Origin of the sequence: Planctomicrobium stercoris (assembly GCF_051465655.1) — a bacterium.
In the GTDB taxonomy this organism is placed as follows: Bacteria; Planctomycetota; Planctomycetia; order Planctomycetales; family Planctomycetaceae; genus Planctomicrobium.
This window is the reverse complement of sequence record NZ_CP195791.1, coordinates 4,041,094-4,065,509: the sequence shown is the minus strand read 5'-3', so window position 1 is coordinate 4,065,509 and position 24,416 is coordinate 4,041,094. Positions and strand designations below refer to the sequence as shown.

At 57.1% G+C, this 24,416-nt stretch carries 22 protein-coding genes; 16 read left to right on the top strand and 6 right to left on the bottom strand.

What is annotated here, in order from left to right; genetic code table 11:
• The first annotated feature begins 3 nt into the window (after positions 1–3).
• The 10 genes from groES (at position 4) to SH661x_RS16265 (ending at position 10,902) form a co-directional block, all read left to right on the top strand.
• Positions 4–312 (top strand): co-chaperone GroES, encoded by a 309-nt coding sequence (gene groES, locus SH661x_RS16310; protein WP_437223551.1) that lies wholly within the window; start codon positions 4–6, stop codon positions 310–312.
• 128 nt (positions 313–440) lie between these two features.
• Positions 441–2,060 carry a chaperonin GroEL gene (gene groL, locus SH661x_RS16305; protein WP_437223549.1) on the top strand — a complete coding sequence of 540 codons (1,620 nt, stop codon included), beginning with the start codon at positions 441–443 and terminating at the stop codon, positions 2,058–2,060.
• Between the two features lie 215 nt (positions 2,061–2,275).
• The gene (locus SH661x_RS16300) at positions 2,276–2,770 is read left to right on the top strand and encodes an REP-associated tyrosine transposase (RefSeq protein ID WP_437223547.1); all 495 of its coding nucleotides are present in this window, start codon (positions 2,276–2,278) and stop codon (positions 2,768–2,770) included.
• 95 nt (positions 2,771–2,865) lie between these two features.
• Entirely contained in the window at positions 2,866–3,021 is a 156-nt protein-coding gene (locus tag SH661x_RS16295) for a hypothetical protein (RefSeq protein ID WP_437223544.1), read from the top strand.
• Entirely contained in the window at positions 3,021–3,362 is a 342-nt protein-coding gene (locus tag SH661x_RS16290) for a DUF262 domain-containing protein (protein ID WP_437223542.1), read from the top strand. Before SH661x_RS16295 ends, SH661x_RS16290 begins: the two co-directional genes overlap by 1 nt.
• Before the next feature lie 108 nt (positions 3,363–3,470).
• Positions 3,471–4,877, top strand: coding sequence for a DUF262 domain-containing protein (locus SH661x_RS16285; protein ID WP_437223539.1), 1,407 nt, complete (start codon positions 3,471–3,473; stop codon positions 4,875–4,877).
• A gap of 594 nt (positions 4,878–5,471) precedes the next feature.
• Positions 5,472–7,583 carry a hypothetical protein gene (locus tag SH661x_RS16280; RefSeq protein WP_437223536.1) on the top strand — a complete coding sequence of 704 codons (2,112 nt, stop codon included), beginning with the start codon at positions 5,472–5,474 and terminating at the stop codon, positions 7,581–7,583.
• Positions 7,584–7,725: 142 nt separating this feature from the next.
• Positions 7,726–8,787: a tRNA pseudouridine(13) synthase TruD gene (truD, locus tag SH661x_RS16275; protein ID WP_437223534.1), complete on the top strand. Its 1,062-nt coding sequence runs from the start codon at positions 7,726–7,728 to the stop codon at positions 8,785–8,787.
• A 105-nt stretch (positions 8,788–8,892) separates the two neighbouring features.
• Positions 8,893–10,179: a lactonase family protein gene (locus SH661x_RS16270; protein WP_437223531.1), complete on the top strand. Its 1,287-nt coding sequence runs from the start codon at positions 8,893–8,895 to the stop codon at positions 10,177–10,179.
• Positions 10,180–10,317: 138 nt separating this feature from the next.
• On the top strand, positions 10,318–10,902 hold the full coding sequence (locus SH661x_RS16265; RefSeq protein WP_437223529.1) for a hypothetical protein: 585 nt from the start codon (positions 10,318–10,320) through the stop codon (positions 10,900–10,902).
• 44 nt (positions 10,903–10,946) lie between these two features.
• On the opposite strand, the gene SH661x_RS16260 is transcribed toward SH661x_RS16265, so the two are convergent.
• Entirely contained in the window at positions 10,947–11,354 is a 408-nt protein-coding gene (locus tag SH661x_RS16260) for a YidH family protein (protein WP_437223526.1), read from the bottom strand.
• Between the two features lie 143 nt (positions 11,355–11,497).
• Entirely contained in the window at positions 11,498–12,511 is a 1,014-nt protein-coding gene (gene holA, locus SH661x_RS16255; RefSeq protein ID WP_437223523.1) for a DNA polymerase III subunit delta, read from the bottom strand.
• Between the two features lie 162 nt (positions 12,512–12,673).
• On the opposite strand from holA, the gene SH661x_RS16250 reads away from it, so the two are divergent.
• The gene (locus SH661x_RS16250) at positions 12,674–13,936 is read left to right on the top strand and encodes a hypothetical protein (RefSeq protein ID WP_437223520.1); all 1,263 of its coding nucleotides are present in this window, start codon (positions 12,674–12,676) and stop codon (positions 13,934–13,936) included.
• Here SH661x_RS16250 and SH661x_RS16245 read toward each other — a convergent pair.
• Entirely contained in the window at positions 13,925–14,866 is a 942-nt protein-coding gene (locus tag SH661x_RS16245) for a sugar phosphate isomerase/epimerase family protein (protein ID WP_437223517.1), read from the bottom strand. The two genes, SH661x_RS16250 and SH661x_RS16245, sit on opposite strands and share 12 nt — an antisense overlap.
• 514 nt (positions 14,867–15,380) lie before the next feature.
• On the opposite strand from SH661x_RS16245, the gene SH661x_RS16240 reads away from it, so the two are divergent.
• On the top strand, positions 15,381–16,541 hold the full coding sequence (locus tag SH661x_RS16240; protein ID WP_437223515.1) for a GNAT family N-acetyltransferase: 1,161 nt from the start codon (positions 15,381–15,383) through the stop codon (positions 16,539–16,541).
• Positions 16,542–16,891: 350 nt separating this feature from the next.
• Here the strand turns inward: SH661x_RS16240 and ggt are convergent, their stop codons facing one another.
• Both ggt and SH661x_RS16230 read right to left on the bottom strand, forming a co-directional pair.
• Positions 16,892–18,586 (bottom strand): gamma-glutamyltransferase, encoded by a 1,695-nt coding sequence (ggt, locus tag SH661x_RS16235; protein WP_437223512.1) that lies wholly within the window; start codon positions 18,584–18,586, stop codon positions 16,892–16,894.
• A gap of 69 nt (positions 18,587–18,655) precedes the next feature.
• Complete coding sequence (locus SH661x_RS16230) at positions 18,656–19,039, bottom strand: hypothetical protein (protein WP_437223509.1); 384 nt, start codon at positions 19,037–19,039, stop codon at positions 18,656–18,658.
• Positions 19,040–19,353: 314 nt separating this feature from the next.
• Between SH661x_RS16230 and SH661x_RS16225 the strand changes: the two genes are divergently transcribed.
• Positions 19,354–20,814, top strand: coding sequence for an MFS transporter (locus SH661x_RS16225; RefSeq protein ID WP_437223506.1), 1,461 nt, complete (start codon positions 19,354–19,356; stop codon positions 20,812–20,814).
• A 132-nt stretch (positions 20,815–20,946) separates the two neighbouring features.
• Here the strand turns inward: SH661x_RS16225 and SH661x_RS16220 are convergent, their stop codons facing one another.
• A complete protein-coding gene (locus tag SH661x_RS16220) occupies positions 20,947–21,255 on the bottom strand; it encodes a hypothetical protein (RefSeq protein WP_437223504.1) in 309 nt (102 codons plus the stop codon).
• A 474-nt stretch (positions 21,256–21,729) separates the two neighbouring features.
• Here SH661x_RS16220 and SH661x_RS16215 point away from each other — a divergent pair, with 474 nt between their 5' ends.
• The 3 genes from SH661x_RS16215 to SH661x_RS16205 all read left to right on the top strand — a co-directional run bounded on the left by SH661x_RS16215 (position 21,730) and on the right by SH661x_RS16205 (position 24,397).
• A complete protein-coding gene (locus SH661x_RS16215) occupies positions 21,730–21,906 on the top strand; it encodes a Sec-independent protein translocase subunit TatA/TatB (RefSeq protein WP_437223500.1) in 177 nt (58 codons plus the stop codon).
• A gap of 122 nt (positions 21,907–22,028) precedes the next feature.
• A complete protein-coding gene (locus SH661x_RS16210; RefSeq protein ID WP_437231214.1) occupies positions 22,029–23,420 on the top strand; it encodes a glycosyl hydrolase in 1,392 nt (463 codons plus the stop codon).
• Positions 23,417–24,397 (top strand): glycoside hydrolase family 18 protein, encoded by a 981-nt coding sequence (locus SH661x_RS16205; protein ID WP_437223497.1) that lies wholly within the window; start codon positions 23,417–23,419, stop codon positions 24,395–24,397. Before SH661x_RS16210 ends, SH661x_RS16205 begins: the two co-directional genes overlap by 4 nt.
• Positions 24,398–24,416 lie beyond the last annotated feature (19 nt).

Sequence of the window (24,416 nt, the reverse complement as noted above, 5' to 3'; positions counted from 1 at the left end):
TTCATGGCGAAGAAGGCCAAAGGCGGTTCCAAAATCGTTCCGCTCGGAGACAAAGTTGTTCTCAAGCGGCAGGCAGCTGAATCCACAACAGCCGGAGGCATCGTCCTGCCGGATTCCGCCAAGGATAAGCCCCAGCGTGGGGAAGTCATTGCTATCGGCGACGGGCACACCAAAGATGACGGCACCAAGCTGCCGCTGACCGTCAAAGAAGGGGATCGCGTGATCTTCTCTTCTTACGCTGGCGACGAAATCAAAGTCGGCGACGAGGAATACCTCCTCCTCCGAGAAAGCGACATTCTCTGCACCTACTAATCGCAGAGCTTGCAGCCATCAGCTTTCAGCCCCTTTTGCTGACTGCTGAAAGCTGACCGCTGAAGGCATAACAACAATCGCGGTTACCGCGTTCATACATCTCACACACAACCTACGGAGATTCTCCCATGGCCAAGATGATTGCTTTCGACCAGGAAGCACAGGAAGCGATGCGGCGCGGCGTCAGCAAGCTCGCCAAAGCAGTCCGCGTGACCCTCGGACCCAAAGGCCGCAACGTCATTCTCGAGAAGAGCTTCGGCTCTCCCACCGTCACCAAGGACGGCGTGACCGTCGCCCGCGAAATCGAACTCTCCGATAAGTTCGAAGACATGGGCGCACGCATGGTTCGCGAAGTCGCCAGCAAGACCAGCGACATCGCCGGTGACGGAACCACCACCGCCACCATCATGGCCGAAGCGATCTATATCGAAGGTCTGAAGGCTGTCGTCGCTGGTGTCAGCCCCCTCGAGATGAAGCGCGGTATGGACAAAGCCGTCGCTGCCATCACCGAAAAACTCAAGGAAATGGCGATTCCCTGCCGCGACAAGAAGTCGATCGCTCAGGTCGGGACCGTCGCTGCCAACGGCGAAGAAACCATCGGCAAGATTCTGGCCGATGCGATGGAAGCTGTCGGCAAGGACGGGGTCATCACCGTCGAAGAAGGGAAGTCCCTGCAGACTGACTTCGAAGTGGTCGAAGGGATGCAGTTCGATCGCGGGTACCTCTCCCCGTACTTCGTCACCGATCCTCAGAGCATGGAGTGTCTCCTCGAAGACGCTTACGTTCTGATCCACGAAAAGAAGATCACCAACATCAAGGAACTGGTTCCAGTCCTCGAAAAAGTGGTCAACGCCGGCAAGCCGCTGCTGATCATCGCTGAAGACGTTGAAGGGGAAGCCCTCGCGACTCTCGTGATCAACAAGCTCCGTGGCACTTTCAAGATTGCTGCCGTCAAGGCTCCTGGCTACGGCGATCGCCGCAAGGCCATGCTCCAGGACGTTGCCATTATGTGCGGCGGACAGGCTGTGTTTGAAGACCTCGGCATCAAGCTGGACAACCTGCAGCTCTCCGACCTCGGCCGCGTCAAGAAAGTGGTCATCGACAAGGACAACTGCACGCTGATCGAAGGGGCCGGCAAGACTGCCGACATCAAGTCCCGCATCGAGCAGATCAAGCGTGAACTCGAAGCCTCTTCCAGCGACTACGACAAGGAAAAGCTGGAAGAGCGGATCGCCAAGCTCTCCGGCGGTGTGGCCCAGGTGAACGTCGGGGCTGCCACCGAGTCCGAAATGAAAGAGAAGAAGGCCCGCGTTGAAGACGCTCTGCACGCCACCCGTGCAGCTGTCGAAGAAGGCATTCTCCCCGGCGGTGGTGTCGCATTGCTGCGTGCTTCGACTTCGGTCGAAACCGGCAAGCTGACCCACGACGAAGAAGTCGGCTTCAACATCATCAAGCGTGCCTGCCGGGCTCCGCTGACCCAGATCGCCAACAACGCCGGCGTCGACGGGGCTGTCATCTGCGACCGCGTTTCCGACAAGAAGGGGAACGAAGGCTACAACGCAGCGACCGACACCTACGAAGACATGGTGAAGGCTGGCGTGATCGATCCGGTCAAGGTGACCCGCACCGCACTGCAGAACAGTGCCAGCGTCGCCACCCTGCTGCTGACCAGCGATGCCCTCATCGCTGAGAAGCCGGAGAAGAAGAAAGCCAGCGGCGGCCACAGCCACGACGGCGACATGTACTAGGAATCGTCGAGAGACGAGTGACTAGAGTCGAGAGTAAAGCAGATAGCCCCGGGATCATCCCCCGGGGCTATTTTTGTTCATGTGTAGGCTGGGTAGAGCGAATGCGAAACCCAGCCCGAACCGGACATCGCATCAAACCGACTCTCCGCTCCCTTTTCACATATGATTCCATTTGATCAAATAAATGCGATCAAATCTCAAAGGGCCAAGTTTTCATGCGTCAATATCTGCGAAACCGTGAGGGGCGGCTATTTTTCTTTACGCTGGTCACCAACCAGCGTCGGGGATTTCTGGCCACTGAGGTGGCTCGAACGACGCTGCGAGAAGCAATCCAGACGGTAAAATCTCGGCATCCGTTCGCCATTCGTGCGATCGTTCTGCTTCCCAATCATCTGCATACCATCTGGGATCTCCCAGCGGAAGACAATGACTATTCCCGTCGCTGGCGGCTCATCAAATCGATCTTCACCCGGAAATGGCTTCAGTGGGGAGGAGAAAACGGAGTGATGACTTCTTCACGTCGCCGCAGCGGAGAGCAAGCGATTGGGCAACGTCGTTATTACGAACATACGTGTCGGGACGAAGCTGATGCCACACGCTGCATTGAATATATCCATGCGAATCCGGTGAAGCACCGATTGGTAAGTCGCGTCATGGACTGGCCGTGGTCATCCTTCCTCGTTATGTCGCGGAAGGGATTTACCCGCTGAACTGGAGGAGTTCTCAGCAATGGTACGGTGACGAGTTTGAGAACGTCGAATAAAGCTGGGTCAAGACCCAGCCTACATTAACTGTTTCCCTAGATGTGCGAGTTGACACCACAGAGAAGGAAGCCTTTCGGAGGGCTGCGGAGGTGTCAGGAATTCCATTGTCAGCGTGGGTTAGAGAGCGGCTTCGGCGAGCAGCTATCAAGGATCTTGAAGAGGTTGGTGCAACTCCTGATTTTCTGAAAGGTATCTAATGGCTGGTATTTCCGAACTCAAATTCGAGCCGATTGGCCTTGGCAATGTGTTGCGAAAAGAACCGCTACAAGTGCCACTCAATCAGCGAGAATACTCGTGGGAAGAACAGCATGTTGGAGACCTGTTCAGCGACATATCGGACGCTCTGGCAGAATCAAGATCAGCATATTTTCTCGGCACAATTGTCTTGAACGTTTCAAAAGACATTCCGGAAGTGGTAGACGGGCAGCAGCGACTTGCGACCACGGCCATGCTGATTGCAGCGATGAGAGATTTTCTAATTGGTGTGGATGATGAGTATGCCATGTCTCTAAATAGAACCTCCACAGAACCGGAGTGACCATTATTCCCTGGAAAACAGCCGATTTCGTGGCCTGAACCTGAAAATCAGGCCACAAGGACGTGCTGGCGGCGGTTCAGTGTACATGCGAATTTCACTCCGGTTCTGTTGTGGACCTATTTAGAAAACAAATATCTCAGCGAATATGACCCAACCCAGAGGGATCGAGTCTCTCGGCTAACACTAAATGTTGATGACAACGAGTATTTTCGAAATCGGGTACTTCACAGGCCGAACAGCGACGAGAGAAAGGGGTTCGCAAAAGATCCTTTGTCGCATTCACACAAGCGTATTCATGCCGCCTCTTTGCTTGCAGCAGAGCGAGTTCAGCAGATCGTAGCAGGCTCAAAAGATCCCGTATCGAGAATCTCACAATGGATCAATTTCCTAGAGAAAAAGGCTGTTGTCATATCGCTCCGAGCCCCAGACGAAATGGATGCATTTGGAATGTTCGAGACCCTCAATGACAGAGGTCTAAAGACAACTCAGGCGGACATTCTGAAAAACTATTTGTTTCAGCAGGCCGGAGAAAAGCGACTCAAAGAAGCGCAGCAAAAATGGTCCGCAATGCGAGTTTCCTTGGAGTCTCTCGATGAATCCGATCTCACTCTAACTTATTTGAGGCATGTCGCACTTGCGACATACGGACCTGTCAGCAAGGGAGGATTCTATTCAGCAATTCAATCTCACATTAAGGGCCCCACAAAAGCAATTCAGTTCCTAGACACTCTTGCCAATCTGGCCGACACCTACGCGGCGATACTGACTCCAACACACAGAAAGTGGAACACTTATCCTCCAACAATCAGGCAATCGCTAACAGTCATGCGAGATTTTGGAGTATCGCAAATCAGACCGTTAATGCTGGCAGTTGCCGAAAAATTTGACGCGAAAAACGCAAACCTCGCATTCCGTGCGTTTGTCTGTTGGACCGTGAGATTCTTAATCTCTGGAGGAATGCGAGGTCAAAGACTGGAAGATGCATACGCTGAGCGGTCTCATGAAATCATGAACGGCGAGGTGTCATCTGCCTCTGGTTTAAGAGCAAAAATGATTCAGGTGGTTCCAAATGATGCGAGATTCAGAAGTGATTTTTCGAGAGCAACTGTCTCAAAAGCGTATCTTGCACGTTATTACCTTCGTGCAATGGAAGCGGTGGAAAGAAACGAGTCCAACTGTCCCGAATTGAAACCGGTCGAGGACACAAACATTTTGAACTTGGAACATATTCTTCCAGAAAATCCCGAGAAGGAAGACTGGATGCACGTCGAACCAGAGGTTGCATCTGCTTATTACAAGAGAATTGGCAATATGGTTTTATTGCAGGCGACAAAAAACTCAGTAGTCGGAAATGCTGGATTTCAGAAAAAAAGGAACTTATTCAAGGATTCACCACTTATGCTGACAAAGCAAGTGTTTGAAGACACGAAGCCTTCAACAAAGTGGGAAAGGGCCGATATCGACAAAAGGCAGGAGAAACTTTCCGACCTTGCCATTAAGGCGTGGCCCATGTAATTGGAGAGCGGGGGAGTCGAACCCAGCCGTCAGACGGTCCCGGGTGCCCTGGTTGAGGGTGTTTGATTCGGGGTGCCACTGCTCTGCGAGCAGTGTCGAAAGTGAATGGCGGTTCATTTGGGATGTGTCTCGGTGGACCGGTATTTTGTTCAGTTGACAATCCTGTCGTCCTCGGGATCACTCCGTTTAGGAGATGGTCGGAATATCAGTTGGACACCTGCGAGCAATGTCGGTTTGCATTCGTTTGCACTGCTCGCAGAGCAGTGGCACTCGGCTCATGTTTCTGCATCCCGGTGAACTCGCAGAGCGGGGCGATCTTTTCGGCTGAAATTGCCGCTGTTTTTCGCTAGGACGGCGCCCGGGGGTCGGTTGGTCTCGTTCTAAAATGCTGCAACCGCCAGCATGTGATTGCAACTGAAATCAAAAGGGCCGGAATTTCGAAAATAATCGGTAATCTCCAAAGAAATGGAATAATCCTCTCTTGCGGCACTATCGATTCAGCCGATTACCGAGAGGACGGACCAGATCGATGCGGCTTCACGCAGTCGTCCGAATCAGAAAATGGAATTGATGATGAGCGGTAAGGAGACCACGATGCGACGCGGTGCATGCCTGTTAGCTCTGTTAGGGATGACGGTTCAAACTGCCGTCGCTGATGATTACTTCAGCGCAGGCACTGCACGGATGCAGCCAGCCAAAGCAGCGGCAACCCCTGCTGCGACTGCTCCGGCCGGTGCTGCTGTCGGAAAAGCAACCGCCGCTCCGCAGAAGTTCACGCGATCTGCACAGGCAGACGTTCCTAACGACGAGTTGCGGAACTACTACAAAGAACTCTTCGGCAGCAATCCTCCGACCGCAGAGTCGGATGGCCGCCTGAACATGTCGGCCCGGACCGCTGCGGCTGCCACTCCTCCCGCGCAGCCAGCGCAGCCGACAAGCAGCTTCAACATGCCCGCTGCCAGCGGACGCACGGTGATGCCCGCTTCCGCAGCTGTTGCGGAGTCGGAGCAGAGCAAGGTCGTCCACGCCGAGTTTCAGGATGACACCGCTGCTGGTGAGCAGACAATTCAGCAGATTCATGCTGAACGGTTCTCCGCACGCCCGTTCCCCGGAGCCAAAGGAAACGGGGGTGCTCCGGCAATGCCCGGTTCGGACACCGCTACGTTCATGACCGCGGAAGCGACACCGCCTTCTGTTCAGGCCAGTGTCACACCGACCACAACTGCAGCTGTCAGCCCGACTGCGGGCGGCCGTGGTTCTGTCTCCTTCAGCCGCAATACTCCTTCAGCACAGACCCGGAATTCCGCTGGCAGTGCCACCAAGATGGAATCGGCCAGCAGTGCGATCACAGCAGCCCCCGCTGTCACCGTGGAATGGCGAAAGCAGTCTGACCTGAATGTCGGTCAGGAATGCATCTGCCATCTGATTGTGAAGAACGCGGGTCAGACCGCTGCCAAAGACCTGGAAGTGCACGCTCACTTCCCGGAAAGCGTTCGGCTGGTCAATGCAAAACCGGCTCCGGCCAACAGCGATCGCTTCCTCGGCTGGAAGGTCGACGAACTGAAAGCTGGCGAAGAGCGAACTATCGAAATCACCATGATTCCGCTGCAGCGTGGGGACATCAACACCCGAGCGGACGTGCGATTTTCGGGGACTGCGAACGGAAGCTTCGCTGTCGCTGAACCGATGCTTGAAATCAATGTGGAAGGTCCCAAGCAGGTCCTGATTGGCGAATCCGCAGCACAGATTGTGACCGTTTCCAATCCTGGAACCGGAATCGCGAGCCGTGTGCAGATTGAAGCGGTCGTTCCTGAAGGTCTCGAGCATGCACGCGGTCAGCGTCTGCAGATGGACCTGGGAAGCCTGAACCCTGGAGAATCCCGCAGCGTCCGGCTGGCTCTGGCAGCTGCCAAGGGTGGACATCATCACCTGACGGTGAACGCCCGGGCTGAATCCGGTCTGGCTCGAGCTGCCACCAGTGAAGTCATGGTCATCGCTCCCAGCCTGACGGCGAATATTCAGGGGCCGGGGCTGCGTTATCTGGGTCGACAGGCGAACTTCGTCATGAGCGTCTCGAATGACGGTGAAGCAGCGACTGACAATGTGCAGATGCGTTACAAGATGCCCAGCGGATTCGACTTCGTGAGTGCCGATCGCGGGGCTCAGTTTGATCCAGCCAGCGGACTGGTCACCTGGTTCGTCGGTCGTCTGGAGCGAGGTCAGAAGTCGGAAATCAAAGTCACGCTGCTGGCACGCCAGAGCGGAGAATTCAAGCATCTCGCCCGCGCTTCTTCGGAGCATGGTGCGATCGCCGATGCAGAATTCATGACCACGATTGAAGGGACCTCTTCGCTGGCAGTGCAGGTCAAAGACCTGGAAGATCCAGTGGAAGTCGGTTCAGAAATGGCCTACGAAATCCGGGTTCGCAATGAAGGGTCGGCAGCTGCCAAGGGAGCCACGCTCACCTGTGAACTGGCAGACGGCATGACACTGATCAGTGCCGAAGGGCCGACCGACTTCCTGTCAGAAGGAAATACGGTGGTGTTCCGATCGTTGCCCGAAGTGGGAGCCGGCCAGACGGTGCTCTTCAAGGTGAAAGTGAAAGCCAGTGCCCCGGGCAGCCTGCGGTTCCGGGCTCATCTCTCCAGCGAGTCGGTCTCCGAGCCGCTCACTGCTGAAGAAATGACGAAGTTCTACGGCGAGTAATCCCGCCGACGGGACGAGTTCAATCTCTCGAGGCCACTGCCGGGTTCGGCAGTGGCTTTTTTGTTTGCACTCCGCTCAGATACCGATTCGGAAAACTTCGCGGGCTCTCGACTCCTTCACATATTCCGGATCAGCCGTCTTAATGCCATCACCATCACCCGACTCCCCATCCCTTCCTTTCACGACGCCCCTGGAGCTTGCCATTGGGGGGAAGCTCAAAGTGGAGCCGGAGGATTTTGTGGTCGAGGAGATCCCGGCGTACGAACCGTCCGGGGCGGGTGAGCATCGTTTCCTTTGGGTGCAGAAACGGGATGTGAGCGCGGAGCATCTGCTGGGGCATCTGGCCCGCAGGCTGGGAATCCCTCGGGAAGAGATCGGCATGGCGGGGCTGAAAGATCGACGGGCGGTCACCCGGCAATGGGTCTCTGTTCCCGCTGCGGTTTCGTCGAAGGTTGGAGATGTCGACGATGAATCGATTCAGGTCCTGCGATCTGCGTTGCATGGAAATAAGCTGAAGACGGGCCATTTGCGGGCGAACCGTTTTGAGATCGTTGTCCGCGAAGTGACTGCGGATGCACTTCAGATTGCGGAAGAGATTCGCGCGCTCATTGAAGTTCGGGGAGTGCCGAATTACTTCGGGGACCAGCGATTCGGGATCGACGGGGAAACTCTGGAGCTGGGGATGTCGCTGCTCACCGGGAAAGTGAGTCCCCGGGAGATCCCGTTCAAGCGCCGAAAGTTTTTAACGCGACTGGCTCTCTCCGCAGCGCAGTCGTCTCTTTTCAACGAAGTCGTGCGGCAGCGTCTCGAAACGGGGACTCTGCAAAAGGTTCAGATAGGCGACGTCATGCAGGTGGCGCTCTCGGGCGGACTGTTTGTTGCTGAAGATGTGGAGGCTGAACAGCCACGCTGCACACAAGGCGAAACGTTGATCACCGGTCCGATTTTCGGCCCGAAGATGAAGTCGCCATTGGGGGCTCCCTTCGAACTGGAGCAGGATGTCCTGAAAAGTGCGGGGCTTTCACGGGATGTGTTTCGCGCCCACAAGAAACTGACCCCCGGGACCCGTCGCCCGCTGCTCCTCTTTCCGTCGGACTTCCAGATTTCAAAGATCGAGTCCGGAATCCGGATCAGCTTTTCCATTCCGAGTGGAGCTTACGCCACCGTGGTGCTGCGCGAGTTCATGAAGACGCCGGAAGTGTGATGGACTGTGCGGGCTGCGGGAGAAATTCGCGCCGCCGGGTCGATGCGAGAATGAGATCACGTTATCCTCATGCATGGTCCCTGAGCACAATGAAAAGGCTGATCAATGACTCGTGTATCCCCCTCCGTTTTTTCTGTTCGCTGCTCGCTGTGGAGTTTGTCTCTGATTCTGACAGCCGGGTTCTGGCTGAACTGTGGAAGTCTCTTTGCTGAAGACAACGAAACAGATTCTCCGCTGATTGCCTATGTGGGGACCTTCAGTTCTCCGCTGCGAGACGTACTGCCGACTCAAGTGGATCTCCCGCCCGGAACCGGAGAGGGGATTCACATTTTTCAAGTCGATCGAAAGACAGGAGCCTTCAGCCTGCTGGGGGTTCATCAACTGGGGACGAGTCCCAGCGCGCTGGTGATCAATGCTGCTGGCAACCGTCTGTATTCCGCAAATGAGACGGATCATGTCGGTGAGAAGAAATCAGGCACCGTGACCAGCTATGCCATCAACCGGCAGGATGGAAGTCTGAAGGCGTTAAACAGCGTAGAGAGCGGCGGAGCCGGACCGACCTATGTGAGCCTGCATCCGTCCGGGAAATATCTGCTCGTGGCGAACTATTTCGGCGGATCGGTGGCGGTGCTGCCGGTGCTGGAAGATGGTCAACTGGGGCCAGCGACCAGCATCTTTGTCGACGAGGGGAAGATCGGGCCGACCCGCGCTCAGAACGCTCCTCCGGGGAGTTTCGCAATCAGCGGACATGACCGGACGCACGCCCATATGATCCAGGCCGATCCTGCAGGCAAGTACGTCCTGCATGTGGATCTTGGTCTGGATCAGATTTTTGTCTCGAAGTTCGATCAAACCCGGGGGACTCTGACCCCGAATGATCCTCCGTTCGTGAGCTTCCCCCCCGGTGACGGTCCCCGCCATTTTCACTTTCATCACAACGGCCGATGGTTCTATTCCATTCAGGAAGAAGGCTCGACCGTGGTGCTGTTCGACTACGATCCTGCGACAGGAAAGCTGGTCGAGCGGCAGACCATCTCCACACTGCCTGAAGGGTTTGCCGGGAGTAACTTCTGTTCGGGGATCCTGGTTTCTCCGGACGGACGGTTTGTTTACGCGGGAAATCGGCTGCATGACAGCATTGCCATTTTTTCGATCGGCGAGAACGGCGAGCTGACTTACGTGACGGAAGTGTGGACTCAAGGAAACTATCCACGCAGTTTCAATTTTGATCCGTCCGGACGGTTCTTGTATGTCTGCAACCAGAGAAGCGACAATCTTGCCGCCTTTGAAGTGGATCAGAAGTCCGGTCTCCTGAAGTTCACCGGGCAGTTCATTCCCGTTGGAAATCCCAGCAGCATTGTCTTTCAGGACCTGGGCAAGACACAGGAGTGATCAGGGCGTGAAATTGCGAAACCTCGACTTCTCACCCGGATCGATGCCAGACCCGGTGGCAGAGAAGGCGAGGGATCGCGATACTGTTGCGGTGTTCCATTTCCGTCTCACCTCCTCCATTCAGTGCAAGGGCTCACTGTGGAATATCCCATCGATCGATTTGACCGGGCGCTGAATGCGCTCTCTGAAGAGATTCGTCTCGAAGTCCTTGATCTGTGCTATTACGCGCTGGGTAAAGAACCCGAACGCATCGACGCTGAAGAAGCCGGAGAGGCAGGGACCGAGGACCTGTACAAGCCGATTGAGGTCTCGGATGTCTGTCAGCATCTGGCGGGGATGGTCGAGGAGACGGGGGCTGCCGTTGACTTTCTCATTCCTGGCCTCTTCACCTTCCTGATCGAACACTTCGAGTGGGTGAACGATCCGGAAGCAATTGCCGTCAATGATCATGACGCCCGCACCATGCTGGAGAGTCTGGAGATTGAGATTCGCAAGCCGGAAAAGCTGCGATTGATTCCCTCCAGCACGGAAGAGATGCAGGAGTTGATCACCGAGCTGAAGAACAGCATCGAGCAGGGGCCGGACTTCCGGGCCTGGTGTGCCGAAGCGGCGACAGCCCTGCGAACCACGCAGCAGCAATTCTTCTCGCGGAACTACTGGTCAGAATGGAGAGACCATCTGGCGAACGAAGCTTCAGAGGAATTGTTTGAAGAGGAAGGTTGAAGATCGCCAGCTGGCTCCTGTTCACGCCGTCTCTTGATGAGCACTCAATCGAAGGTGTAAATCAGGGACGCCGTCATCGCGAGCCCGATTGCGGCAAGCAGGAAAGCGAGCAGTACTCCGAACGAAAAAACGTTCACGCGGTAATGCTCGCCGGCGGACAGTCTCCGGATGAGCTGCATGTGATGCAACCCCGAGAATCCCAGGACGGCAATTCCCAAGAGCATCATGATGCTGCCGAACCAGTTGGAGATTCCGACTTTCGTCGTGACACGCAGGTGATCCGCAGCAATCAGCTCCCGCAGAAACAATCCGAATCTGGCAATCACAAACCCGAAGCCCATGAGTGCCAGTCCCGTGCGGATCCATGCCAGCAAGGTCCGTTCGGCCGCGAGTGCGGTTGTCGCATCCAAAGCCGATTTTCGGGGCTCAGGGGGATCGCTTTGATCAGTCATTTTGATCGACTCGAAAATTGAAAATGGTTCACCCGTTTGTCATCGAGGGGCACGCCATCGTGTACCTGATGTTCGCGTGTCGCTGACACCAGCTTCGATTGAAGGTGGCCGCCGACGGTGAATGGCGACGCGATTTTTCCTGTTCAGAGTTCCACCGCTGCACCGCTCAACCAGAGAATGAGTTGCTCCAGCTGAAGTTGCTCTGGAAGTCGACTTCCTCCTTTGAGACCGTAATCGGCCTGCGCGAGTGTCTCGAGCAGAGATTCCGCCCGCTGGCGTTTGATTCGACGCAGGTAGCGTTCTGCATTCGCGATGTCGCGAGGGAAGACGCCGGCATCCTTCAGGGCAGGCTGAATGGCACCCGTCTTTCTCGATGCTTCGACTGCGACTGCCAGCTTCCGGAAGACGTAATTGATTCCCCCCAGAATCTTCGGGGCCGGCTCGCCCGCGTACAGCAACTTACTCAGGCAGTTCAAGGCAACCCCCGGGGAACCGTCCCGGATCGCGTCGATCATGGCCCAGGTGGTTTCCGCTTTCCAACCACCGACGAGTGTGCGGACGTCATCGGGAGTGATTCGCGGCCGATCGCCGGCGTAGGAGGCGAGTTTGCTCAGCTCCTGTTCCAGCAGTCCCATGGCTGTGCCGGCCAGTTCGACCATCAGGCTGGCAGCCTCGCGACTGATCTGCTTGCCGTATTCTTCTTCCATTCGCTGGACGAGCCAGGTGACCAGCCGAGCCCCATCCAGTTCAGAACAGTCAATTCCCAGCCCGTCCGAATCGACTTTCTTGGAGAGCCGGGTGTTCTTGCGCCAGGTTTTCACTTCGAGAACCAGCAGCGCCCGACGGCTCGGTTTGTCGGCGTAGTTTTCCAGCTGAGGGCGGAATTCGGTGACGAAGTCATCGGCGTCTTCGACGAGGACAATCTTCCGATCAGAGAACATCGACACGAGTTGCAGTTCGTCGCGGACAGTTCTGAATTCCAGGTCTTTCGACGGGAGACGGATCAGTCCGAGCCCCTCCTGCGGCTCGCTCCCCAGGAATTCCCGGGCGAGAGCCTCCATGGCTGTGCTCTTCAGGTGCCGCTCGTTTCCATGCAGCACGACCAGCGCCGCGTTCTGGACGGCTTTGGCTTTCCGGGCAAATTCGGTGGCGTGCATGGTCTCAGATTGACCCCTGGGGGCGATTAGGCGTACATTTCCGCCCGTCAAAATGCCGGAGGCGGTAATGACAGCAGAAAGTGATACGCTACAACGTTTGACCTCGTACTTGAAGTGTCTGGTGAGACAAACTGCGGTCGGGAACATCAGGCAGAAACTTCCATGAACCCTTCCACGGAACTCCCGATCCTTGCCACGGAAGATGCTGCTTTCACCTGCCCCGGGGAGAGCCGTCCCATCAGCCGGTCTCTGCACCTGGCCCGACTGGCGAACGGACACCGTGGTTGCCGGACCTGCATTCACCGTGAGGAAACCGGACTGCTCCCCAAACAGGTCGTTGCCCGGACCGTTTCCCGACTGAAGCGACAGTCTCATTCACTCTTCACCCCGGACGGACTTCGTGGCCTGTACGTCAATCAGCTGACTCGCGAAGTGATGTCGCAGATCGTTCAGCACGTTCTCGAAATCGCGGATGAAACCCGTGTGCTCAATGCGCCGGGACAGGTGCGAGGCGGACTGCGGGTGGTGACGGGGTATGACTCTCGCCCTTCGTCCCCGGATCTTGCCATCGGGATGGTCTCGATGATGAAGCAGTGTGGCTGCACGATTGCGGACCTGGGACTGATCACCCGGCCCGCGTTCGATGATGCCATCGAGAGGCTGCGTCCGCATGTCGGCATCTACCTGACGGGCGGAAATTCTCCCAACGCCTGGAGCGGACTGGATCTGGTCGACGAGAACGGGCTCCCGTGGTGTTCGCCCGGCCTGCTCGCACAGCTGGAGCAGAAGCTGGACGAAACCGGAAACCGCACCAGTCGTGCTGACGGGTGTTATGAAGCCATTAACCTGCAGGGGGATTACGAAGCCCGTCTGGCGGATCAGTTTCACGCCATCAGGCCGTTCCGCCTGACGGTGAGCAGTATAGATCCTCTTCAACGTGGATTGCTCAGACAGTTGCTCGATCAGACTCCCTGCAGCGTCCATTACATGAACGGTGGATTGTCGACGGCGGACGGGACCCAGCGGGCGTGCCGTTCGATGGTGGATATACTGTGTGATCGGCGACTCGACTTCGGAGTCTATCTGGGAGCAGATGGCCGGTCGTTTCGCCTCTTTGATGAGGGGGGATTCGAACTGAAAACCGCCGAAGTGCTGGCACTGCTGTCGCAGATCGAAATCCAGGATGCGGAAGAGATCCTTCGGCAGACCAGCGGAATGCACCAGGCGGATCTGATCCGGCATCAGCGAACCTTGAAGATCCCTGTTGTGGCGGACGCTGCCTCGCGCTACTGGCTTTTCGACGGGACTCCCGCCTGCGACGCCATTCAGACTCTGGCCAAACTTCTGGAGATCCTGAGTCTGAATGACCGGCCGGTGTCGGCCTATCGTTCTCCGCGTCCGGGGGAACGGGGCTCACGACGCTGAAAAGACAGCTTGGAGTTTCTTCAGTCCCGTCTCCGCGACAATGCGTGGGTCCTGCTTCCAGTATTCCGGATTGAACAGTTCCAGAGAGACGGTGCCTGCGAAACCGATTTCATTCAGGATGGCGACAATCCGGTTCAAAGGAGCCACGCCATCTCCCGGGTAGACCCGCATGGCGTCGTTGATCTCCGCCCGAGGAGGTGTTGCCGGATAATCGTTGAAGTGGAAACAGCGGATGGCTGAACCCGCGATCATCTTCAGGCCTTCGAAGCCGCTTCCCCCTTTATAGATGTGATAGACGTCCGGCAGGATGCAGGCGTCGGGATGATTGCTCTCGACCGCGACGAACACAGACTCACCCAGGCGGGACAGATTTCTGGAAAACCCCCAGACCTCAATCTGTGGAACCACTCCGATCTGACTCCCCACTTCCAGTGCTGCCCGATACCGGTCCGCAGCTGCAAACAGATCGACAGCAGGAGCTTCCTTGGTGTGCATCCCGATCGGAGGAGCTGCGATCAGGTCTCCACCGATCGAGTGCAGAAGTTCCATGTCCCGCTTCAGTTTTTCCAGTCCCTTGGCGCGCTCAGTTGCATCATCGACGATCCAGGGGGCGAAGCCGATTGCGCTGGAAACCTGCAGGCCGCTGTCGGCGATTTTCTTCTTCAGATCCGAGAGTGACTTTCCGGAGTCACGGTAGGTTTCAATCTCGTTGATCCAGGGTTCGATCCCGTCGTAACCGACGCTGCCTGCCAGCTCCACTTCCTCTTCGAGCGTCAGTTTCTGCCCTCGCACGGTGCTGGTGTTCAGGCAGAAGCGAACTTTTGCAGGCATGCTGGTCTCCGAGCTGAAGGCGAACTGCGGGCTGGACAACAGTGTCACGCCCCCCAGACCGCAGGTTGTCAGGAACTGGCGTCTGTCGAGTGGAGACATTGTCGATTCCAGGGCTGGGGCTCGGGGTGGGGATGAGGGATTCTATCGTAAAAATGAATCCTGCAGCCAGCGACCAGGGCCCTTCAAATCGACTTGTCGAAGTATCGGGGCAATAGTTCCCGTGTCAGTCACCCCAGAATTTCCAGTAACGCCTCCTGTCAGGAGACTGCGTTCTGGTGATCCGACGCGGTTCGGTTAAGAACGCATTGCCTCTTTTATTCGCGCCAGACGGCGCGATCGACAGGACCGGAACCCCGGTGTGCGGGAGCCGCAAGCAATTTCGGAAGACGACACCCACCGGGGTCGTATTGGCAGATAACGTGAAGATAACGAAACAGTCAGATTGTTCATCTTCGACATTCCGCGGGCAAATCGCCGGGAGGTCGTCATTCCGAACCCTCGTTGATCATTCGAAGCTGTGACTCGACTACCCACACGACATCTGACCTCAATCTCCGCGCGAGAGTGCTCTCGTTCCAGCACGGGTACGCACGGTGAGGGATCGTCACGAGACATGAGCGAGCACACTCCGCACCTGCTTTCCGCGCAGGTTCGCTCCGTCGATGAGCTCACGCCCGCCTTCATCTGTGAGTGGGAGCGGCTCAGTCGGAATGCGATTGAACCCAATCCGTTTCTCCATCCGCAGTTTGTACTCGCACAACTTGCCCACCTCCCGGGGGCCGAAGCCGTTTCGATCTGGACGGTCGAGTCGGCTCAAGGTGAGTTGCTTCTGCTGGCGGTCTTTCGAGATGTCTGGGCATCGAAACAGATTCCGTTTCCGCACCTCAGCGACGATGATCCGGCATTCAAATTTCAGGGGGGGATGCTGCTGCATCGTCATTACCCCCGGGTCGCAATGTCGACCTTTCTTCAGCATCTGAAGACGACTCGATTTCGTCACGGGCTGGTGCTGAATTCCATGTGCATTGATTCGTCGTTCTCAGAGCAGTTTTACACATCCTCCATCCTGACGGGATTCCAGGTCCAGTTGCGACACTCCTGGTCGCGTGCCTGCCTGGACCTCACGGTGACCGACGGGGCGACGCTGCTGGAGACGTCACTGTCGAAGAATCGTCGAAAGTCACTGAGGAAGGCGCTTTCCCGCCTCGATAACCAGGGGCCGGTCAGCTTCCGTGCCGTTGAAGACCCCTGCGATGTCCCCCGGGCAATTGACCAGTTTCTCGATCTGGAAAAGCGCGGATGGAAAAACACTTCCGGGACCGCACTGGCCTGTGACCCGGCACATAAGAATTTCTTCACAGCGGCGATCACACGGATGGCGGAAGACCGTCAGGTGATGTTTGGCGAGTTGCTGACAGGGAAAGACGTCGTCGCCTCGACCTGCAATCTCATCAGCGGCAACACATTGTTTGCTTACAAGATTGGCTGGGATCCGGAAAGCCGCGAGGGGAGCCCAGGAGTCTGGGCCGAAATCGAACTGGCCCGGTACATCGCCATGAACTGTCCTGAGATTCGGCTGCTGAACAGCTGTGCCACTGCCGGTTCGTATCTCGATCGTCTGTGGCCACAGCGAATCGCGATGGGAAATGTCGTTCTGACCCAGTCCCATCGCGCGGTACTCTTCAGCGGCGTGCAAAAAACCATTCGCTCGGTGAAACGACTTCTCTGGCCGAATCGCCCTGCGATCACCGTTGAGAACGACGCTGCTGAATGAAGTCGCAAGTCGGCTGCGAATACTGTTGATCCCGTCCGGGTTTCAGTCGCGGCGCTTGCGGACTTTGCCGGGGCCTTGCTGTGGGAGATCCTGCACCTTTTCCCGTTCGAAGCGAGTTCTGCATCGGGGAAGCGGAACCGTTGAGACCCCCGGCGGTCCACCGCTAAAAAAGGTGGGAAGTAACGTTCGAGGAACCACGCAGCCGGCATCCATGCCCTGACTCCCGCTAAGAGTGCAGATCACCTCAATTCCACGAGCGGGGAGAATATCCGGACTCCCTGAAGTTCTGGAAGAGCATTCTCCTCGGAAAAAGTACGTCGAACGGGCTGCACGGAAACTCGTCCGCGTGGTCAGTCCCCCATGGCACTTCCGCTGCGCCGCCGGTCAGCGACACCCTGCAGTTCTCCGGTTGCAGGATTCCGTCGAATCGAATGGGCGTCACCCTGTGACGTCGAGAACCCGATTCGGTGCCCCATCGACTCCAGTTCCTTCAACGCTTCGGGAAAGACCTGCCGGGCCGACTTTTCAAACTGAGCTTCATCGGGAAACCATGGATGATGAAGGCGGGGCTGGGCCACTGCAGTCGGGAGATCCATCTCGAACTCCAGCACATTCAACAACACGCACAGCAACGTGTTGATGATCGTTCTCCCGCCGGGGCTCCCCGTCACCAGCACCGGTTCGCCATCTTTCAGGACGATCACCGGGGTTTGCGAACTGAGCATGCGCTTGCCGGGAGCAATCAGATTCGCATCGGTTCCGATGCGGCCGCGAGTATCGGTGTGTCCCGCCTTCCAGTTGAAGTCTCCCATCTCGTTGTTCAGCAGAAATCCTGCTCCTCGAACGACAATTCGCGACCCGTAACTCGCTTCGAGCGTATAAGTGTTCGAGACCGCCATGCCAGTTTTATCGACGATGGAGAAGTGCGTCGTCGAAGGGGGCTCTTCGATGATCTGCATTTCCTCAGCCAGTTCGCGGCTGGGTGTGGCACGTTGCAGGTCGATGCTCGCTGCAAGTTCACGAGCGTGTTCCGGTGTCGTTAAGGATTCGGGAATCGCAACGAAATCGGCATCTCCGAAGTACTTCGCCCGGTCGTAGAAGACGCGTCGCGATGTTTCGATCTGCAGATGGAGATTGCGGGCCGACCAGCGTGGTTCCTTCTTCAGGTCGAACTGGTCGAGCACCTGCAGCATCTCCGCGAGACAGAGACCGCCGGAGCTGGGAAGCGGCGGACCGTAGACATCGTGGCCGTTGAAGCGAACGTGTATCGGCTCGCGCAGTTTCGCCTGATGGCTCTCCAGGTCCTGCAATGAAATAATTCCATTGCCGCGGCGCATCTCCTCGACAATCAGATTCGCAATCGGGCCGGAGTAAAACGCGTCCGCACCGCCATCAGCGATCCGTTGCAGAGTCTCGGCCAATTCCGGTTGAACAATGCGGTCGCCGGACTCCCAGTCGGTGCCGTCCGCTTTGCGGTAGATTCGGAGAAACTCAGCGAATTCCGGAGTGGTCGTTTCGAGTCGGAGAACGGCGTTCAAGCTGCTGGCCAGACCGTCGTCGACCGTGAAACCGTCGCGTGCAAGTTTGACAGAGGGTTCGACCAGCTGCTTCCATGGAAGCCGGCCGTACTGCCGGTGTGCGAGTTCGAGGCCACGCACGGTCCCCGGGACGCCGACGGCCTTGGCGCTCAGGGCAGTCTCCCCGATTGTAAACATGTCCGGAGTTGATGCTGCCGGAGCAGTCTCACGATATTCAATGCAGACGGGAGTTTTTCCCGGGCCGGGCTGCACCATCATAAAGCCCCCGCCTCCAATGTTGCCCGCCTCCGGCCAAGTGACCTGCAGTGCGAATGCGACAGCAACGCTGGCATCCACAGCTGTTCCGCCCTGTTGGAGGATCTCAACTCCCACGGCAGTCGCCGGTGCGGAGACCGACGCCACCATGCCGCGGGTCCCCGTTGCGACTTGTGGCTGCTGCGCAAGAGCCGTTGAGCAGACAGCGCATAGCACACCGATGATCAACCACGCTGTGCCGCGAACTCGCATCTGACCCTCCGGGTTTTTGATCGTGATGATGTGATGAGATTCTCCTGCAGCACCGAAATCGACTTTCGTCTACATCGGCAGAAGATAAGCGCCGACTCCGACAGCGACTCCAATGATCGTCGATAGCAGGATGATCTGTGTCGCACGCAATCTGTCCTGGGCCCGGGCCTGAGCCTGTTCGATGGTGTCTGTCTTGCCCAGATCGGGGCCGACGTTGAACACTCCCAGCAGTCCATAGGCCACGCAAAAGTGCCACGCAGCCTGGAGAAACCCGAGTGCTGAGAGTTCAGCCGGAAAGAGGAGCAGCAGTCGAAGCAGCGGGTCAGCCTTTGTGACGATCAGGATCGCTGCGGCCACGACAGTGGTGATCAGTCCAGCCCAGCCCAGGATCCAACGCCTCCGCACTTCCGACTGTCCGATGTTGCAGGAACCGGGAATGTACTCTGCCGACATGTCGATCTCCTGCGTTTCAGGCGTTGTGGACGGAGAGTGAAATGAGGCGCAGTCGAGTGGCACACCCGATTTTCGTTTCACTCCTGTCACTCTACGAATTCTATCTTCTGGCGCCCGGAGAGGAACCGGGTGGGTTGAAAGTCGTCGCGAGAGAGGTTGGTCGCGCGATTTTCCGGATTCGTCGAGGTTGAAAAATACTTCCGGGATCCGCTCGCAGGTCGATCAGACGAATCGTTCGGTTTCACAGCAGGAGACATTGATGTACTCTGCTACGTGACCAACTGACTCGCTCCCACCCCGGATACCCCAATCCCATGGACAACATCCCAGCAACGAAGCCAGCTCCCCGCTGGACCGTCATTCAGTCGCTCGTGTGCCTCACTGCTGCGATCGGATTTGCATTCGATACTTACGAGTTGCTGATGCTGCCGCTCATTGCTCCCGGGGCGATTCGGGAATTCACTGGCGCCGCTCCCGGCACGCCGATCTTTCAGAACTGGATCGCCGCACTGTTTTTTGTCCCTGCGGTCTTCGGGGCGATCTTCGGACTGCTGGGAGGATGGTTGACCGATCGACTGGGCCGTCGCCGTGTTCTGACGGGAAGTATTCTGCTGTACGCCGGGGCAGCGTTCATCTCCGGTTATTCGACGTCGATGACGATGCTGCTGATCTGCCGCTGCTTCGTCTTTGTCGGCGTGTGCGTGGAATTCGTTGCGGCTGTGGCGTGGCTGGCGGAACTCTTCGATGACCCGAAACAACGGGAACGCGTGATTGGGTATACGCAGGCGTTCGCCTCCCTGGGTGGCCTGATGGTCGCATTTGTGAATCACGAGTTTGCTGCCCTCAGCCAGAAGGGAAGTCTTCCGATGATCGTGATGCCCGACTGGGCAGCACAACTGATCGGCCCGTTGGAAAATCCGGACGTTGTCTGGCGCTACACCCTGATGTCGGGTCTCTTCCCGGCAATTCCTCTGATCCTCGTCCGTCCGTTCCTGCCGGAATCGCCCAAGTGGGCCGAAAAGAAGAAGGCGGGGCTACTCAAGCGTCCGTCACTGCTGGAACTCTTCACTCCGGCTCTGCGAAGAACGACGGTCGTCTCGACTCTGCTCGTCGGCTGCAGCTACGGCATGGCCTTTGGTGGGCTTCAGCAGTTCACTCAGATTGTCCGCGGACTGCCTGAAGTCGAAGAGAAGGTGAAGGATCTTCCGCCCCCCAAGGCTGGGGCCGTACGTCAGGTTGAGGCCGCCAAAGTCAGCGAGTTTCAGGAAGTGGGAGGTCTCGCGGGACGATTCCTGCTGGCGTTTCTCGCCATGCGGATTGCGGGGCGCAGAAAGCTGCTGGCGATGTTCCTGGTTCCCGCACTCTTCTTCCTCCCTTCCATCTTCTGGACCTTTTCCCAAGGGCAGAATGTCCACTACTTCAGTCTGGGGGGAAGGGTCGACGTCAATCTGCTCTCGCTGCTGGCTTTTGCTGCCGGGGCGATGGTGATCGGGCAGATGAGTTTCTGGGGGAATTATCTGCCTCGTGTCTTCCCGTTGCATCTGCGAGGGACAGGAGAAAGTATGGCTGCGAATATCGGCGGACGACTGATCGGAACCAGCTTCGCGTGGGTGACGGCTGTGCTCGCCAAGCAGGCGTGGATTCCCGGCGCGGCTGGATATTCAAAGATCGCTTTCAGCGCAGCGTGCGTGACAGGAGGACTGGCACTCGTGGGATGTATTCTGACATTCTTCCTGCCTGAGCCTCCTCCCGAAGACGTCTCAGAAGCTCACTGAGAATACTCAACGAAAAATGCCGCAGACCTTTTACCGTCTGCGGCATTTCTGTTCCATCGCGTTAAGGATGCTCTCGCACCATCACGATGGCAGACGCACGATGCCCTGTCGGGCTTGATCATGTCGCTACTGTCAGAACCGGAAGTAAATTCCGCTGCCGCCATAGGGACCGTACCCATAGCCGCGATACCCGTTGTAATAGCCACCGTTGTAGTAGCCGGGATTGCCGTAATAGCCACGGTTCCAGTTGTTGTAGCCGCGATAACCGTTGCCGTAGTAGCCACGATAGTACCCGCGGTTGTACCCGCGATAACCACCCCAGCCGCCATATCCGCCGCCGCGGATGACCACCCGTCCCCGTGGCCGGGCATCAGCCGTATTGGCTGCGAACCCCAGTGAAATCATTCCCACTGCCATCAGTGCCAGAACTAAGCGTTTCATTTCCCACTCTCCTCAATTATCGATCATGCCCGTTCTTGAATCCGTTTCCCGCACCGAAAGAGAGTGGGGCAATCACCGTGCCAAAGAGAGCACTTCTGGACCGTTCGGTACTGAAAAACCAGCTGCACGAGTGGTCGGGAAATGTCGTCGAACGGTCTGGCTGCGGTCGAATAGCAAGTGAAAAGCTTGCGAAAACTCTCAGAACTGGGTTGCCAGCCCATTCTCGCGCCCGGGACTGCTCGATGAGACTCCATCCCAGCCAGTTTTGTTCCGTTGCAAAGCGAAACTGGTTGATCAGCTTCCAAGCCGAAGATGACAGGCAGACCATTTCTTTCCGGAACTGTTGGAAACTTTCAAACCGCGAACTCCGCGTCATCTTCGATTTGTGACGAGCCGCGAAGATCGATAGAATGAAGATGTCCGCGTTTTTTCCCTCCGGGACTGATTGTTCCCTCACCTGCTGAAAGAATCCGCATGTTTGGCCTCGGCCTTCCTGAACTGATCATCCTGGGGATCATTATTCTCGTGCTGTTCGGCAGCCGGCTCCCTTCCGCAATGAAGTCGCTGGGCGGTTCATTCCATTCCTTCAAGAAAGGGATGCAGGAAGGTGAAGAAGAGGGCGATCAGGACAAGCGTCATCTGGATTCATAGTCCGAACCTGGCGACTCTCATGGTATTGGAATGGTTCGACTGAATCATTGCGGTCAACGTGGATCAGGCTTTCACTGACGGCAACTCAGACTTGACTGTGAATTGAACGGGCTGCTCCCATGATGCAACTTGATCCGGCGCTGACATTCCAGGATCTGCTCCCAGCGATTGACCGCATGTGGGAAGCATCCGCCAGAACCCTCGACTCACTTGAGGCGAGCTGGACTCCCGAACAGGGATCGCCCGTCTTTACGATTCAGGGTAAGTACACCGCCCAGGGCTGGACGGAGTGGACGCAGGGCTTTCAGTTTGGATCGGCATTGTTGCAGTTTGACGGCACCGGCGAGGAACGGTTTCTGACCTCGGGGCGTCAGCGAACCTGGGAGCTGATGGCACCGCACGTCAGTCATATCGGCGTTCACGATCACGGCTTCAATAACATCAGCACATACGGAGCACTCCGCAGGCTGATGCTTGAAGGGAAGCTGCCCCGGGATTCCGCGGAACTTCACTTCTATGAGCTGGCGTTGAAGACGAGTGGCGCCGTGCAGGCTGCCCGCTGGAGCCGGACGCATGAGAACGGGGGATACATCTACTCCTTCAACGGTCCGCATTCCCTGTTCGCTGACACATTTCGATCATTGCGTTCGCTGGCGGTCGCCCACCTGCTGGGCCACCGTCTGATGGGCGAAAACGACCAGCCGATTTCGCTACTGCAGAGACTGCTCGAACATGCGAAGACGACAGTCGACTACAACGTCTACTTCGGTGAGGGGCGGGATCTCTACGATGTCTCCGGCCGCGTGGTTCATGAAAGCATCTTCAACCCGAATGATGGACGTTATCGCTGTCCCAGTTCCCAGCAGGGGTATTGTCCGTTCACGACCTGGACCCGTGGGGCCGCCTGGATCATTACGGGCCTCGCGGAACAACTCGAATTCCTGAATGTGCTATCCGATGAAGAATTGATCCCGTTTGGCGGTCGGGCGGAGATCGAAGGCTGGATGCTGCGGGCGGCCCGAGCGACCTGTGATTACTACATCTCGGAAAGCCCCAGCGATGGCGTTCCCTACTGGGACACCGGGGCCCCTGGCCTTGTGCATCTGGGGGATTACCGCAATCGACCCGCAGACCCCTTCAATGACTACGAACCGGTCGACAGTTCAGCAGCGGCCATTGCCGCGCAGGGTTTCATCCGGCTGGGACGATTCCTGGACAAGCGGGGAATGGGTGGGGATCGATACACCCAGGCGGGGCTGGTGATGCTCAAATCGCTGCTGAGCGAGCCCTATCTGAATCTGGATCCGGCACATCAGGGACTGCTGCTGCATTCGATCTATCATCGTCCACGAAACTGGGATTACATTCCTCCGGGATCGAAGATTCCAAGAGGAGAAGCCTGCATGTGGGGTGATTATCATCTGCGCGAAACGGCGCTGTACGTGCAGCGGCTGGCTCGAAACGAACCTGACTTTACCTTTTACGGCCCGGTGTGCGCGGACCAGAATCGATGACGAAGTCTGTTGTGATCCGGGGATATCGACTCTGCCTGTCCGGAATCGTTCCCGCAGTGCTGCTGCTCATGCTGTGTCTGGACATTTCGGTTCGTCACGGTGCTCGCGCGGCAGAGCCGGCAAGTTCTTTTCGGATCGTCGGGTACCTGCCCGATTATCGATTCAACCGGGTCGATCTGGAACACGCCGGCATGCTCACGGACCTGATTCTCTTTGCTGCCGAACCCTCTGAGTCCGGTGAAGTGCTGATGGGGAACGTGGCAAACGCTCCCTGGGGAAAACTTCACAGCCTTCGCGAGAAACACAAGACCCGGCTGATTCTGTGCCTGGGTGGATGGGGAAAATCGGACAACTTCACGCGCGCGGTGACGCAGGTGAAGTCCCGCAACCGCCTGGTGAAATCGCTGGTCGATGTTCTGCAGCGGCACAAGCTGGACGGACTGGATATCGACTGGGAACACCCGCAGACCGCTGAAGAATGGGAGGGGTACTGCAGTCTGCTGGCCCAGCTTCAGACGGCGTTCAAGCCGCATGGGTATACGCTGTCGATGACCGTGGCCCCGTGGCGAACACTGCCGGAAAAAGCCTGGAACGCGGTCGATACCGTACAGCTGATGTCGTACGACTACGGGCAGCGGCATTCCACTCCGCATCAGGCAGAGCAGGACATTCAGAGCTTCTTGAACCAGAAGATTCCCGCCGGGAAGATCGTGCTGGGGGTGCCATTCTACGGACGCAACGTCAACGATCGTAAGGCGATGACCTACTCCCGCATCGTCGATCGGTTCGGACCTGCAGCGGACGTGGACGAAGTGGAAGAGATCTACTTTAACGGGCCTTCCACCATCCGCAGGAAGACAAACGCAGCGTTGGATTCCGGAATCGGCGGCGTGATGATCTGGGAAGTCGGACAGGACCGGACCGGCGAGAACTCGTTGCTCCAGTGCATTTCAGAAACGGTGAAGCAGCGGAAGTGATGTTGCTTTCTGTGCTCCC

Excerpts from the sequence above, each read along its gene's own strand:
- groES (WP_437223551.1), top strand. The coding sequence starts at position 4 with ATGGCGAAGAAGGCCAAAGGCGGTTCCAAAATCGTTCCGCTCGGAGAC.
- groL (WP_437223549.1), top strand. The coding sequence starts at position 441 with ATGGCCAAGATGATTGCTTTCGACCAGGAAGCACAGGAAGCGATGCGG.
- SH661x_RS16300 (WP_437223547.1), top strand. The coding sequence starts at position 2,276 with ATGCGTCAATATCTGCGAAACCGTGAGGGGCGGCTATTTTTCTTTACG.
- SH661x_RS16290 (WP_437223542.1), top strand. The coding sequence starts at position 3,021 with ATGGCTGGTATTTCCGAACTCAAATTCGAGCCGATTGGCCTTGGCAAT.
- SH661x_RS16280 (WP_437223536.1), top strand. The coding sequence starts at position 5,472 with ATGCGACGCGGTGCATGCCTGTTAGCTCTGTTAGGGATGACGGTTCAA.
- truD (WP_437223534.1), top strand. The coding sequence starts at position 7,726 with ATGCCATCACCATCACCCGACTCCCCATCCCTTCCTTTCACGACGCCC.
- SH661x_RS16270 (WP_437223531.1), top strand. The coding sequence starts at position 8,893 with ATGACTCGTGTATCCCCCTCCGTTTTTTCTGTTCGCTGCTCGCTGTGG.
- SH661x_RS16260 (WP_437223526.1), bottom strand. The coding sequence starts at position 11,354 with ATGACTGATCAAAGCGATCCCCCTGAGCCCCGAAAATCGGCTTTGGAT.
- holA (WP_437223523.1), bottom strand. The coding sequence starts at position 12,511 with ATGCACGCCACCGAATTTGCCCGGAAAGCCAAAGCCGTCCAGAACGCG.
- SH661x_RS16250 (WP_437223520.1), top strand. The coding sequence starts at position 12,674 with ATGAACCCTTCCACGGAACTCCCGATCCTTGCCACGGAAGATGCTGCT.
- SH661x_RS16245 (WP_437223517.1), bottom strand. The coding sequence starts at position 14,866 with ATGTCTCCACTCGACAGACGCCAGTTCCTGACAACCTGCGGTCTGGGG.
- SH661x_RS16240 (WP_437223515.1), top strand. The coding sequence starts at position 15,381 with ATGAGCGAGCACACTCCGCACCTGCTTTCCGCGCAGGTTCGCTCCGTC.
- ggt (WP_437223512.1), bottom strand. The coding sequence starts at position 18,586 with ATGCGAGTTCGCGGCACAGCGTGGTTGATCATCGGTGTGCTATGCGCT.
- SH661x_RS16230 (WP_437223509.1), bottom strand. The coding sequence starts at position 19,039 with ATGTCGGCAGAGTACATTCCCGGTTCCTGCAACATCGGACAGTCGGAA.
- SH661x_RS16225 (WP_437223506.1), top strand. The coding sequence starts at position 19,354 with ATGGACAACATCCCAGCAACGAAGCCAGCTCCCCGCTGGACCGTCATT.
- SH661x_RS16220 (WP_437223504.1), bottom strand. The coding sequence starts at position 21,255 with ATGAAACGCTTAGTTCTGGCACTGATGGCAGTGGGAATGATTTCACTG.
- SH661x_RS16215 (WP_437223500.1), top strand. The coding sequence starts at position 21,730 with ATGTTTGGCCTCGGCCTTCCTGAACTGATCATCCTGGGGATCATTATT.
- SH661x_RS16210 (WP_437231214.1), top strand. The coding sequence starts at position 22,029 with ATGCAACTTGATCCGGCGCTGACATTCCAGGATCTGCTCCCAGCGATT.
- SH661x_RS16205 (WP_437223497.1), top strand. The coding sequence starts at position 23,417 with ATGACGAAGTCTGTTGTGATCCGGGGATATCGACTCTGCCTGTCCGGA.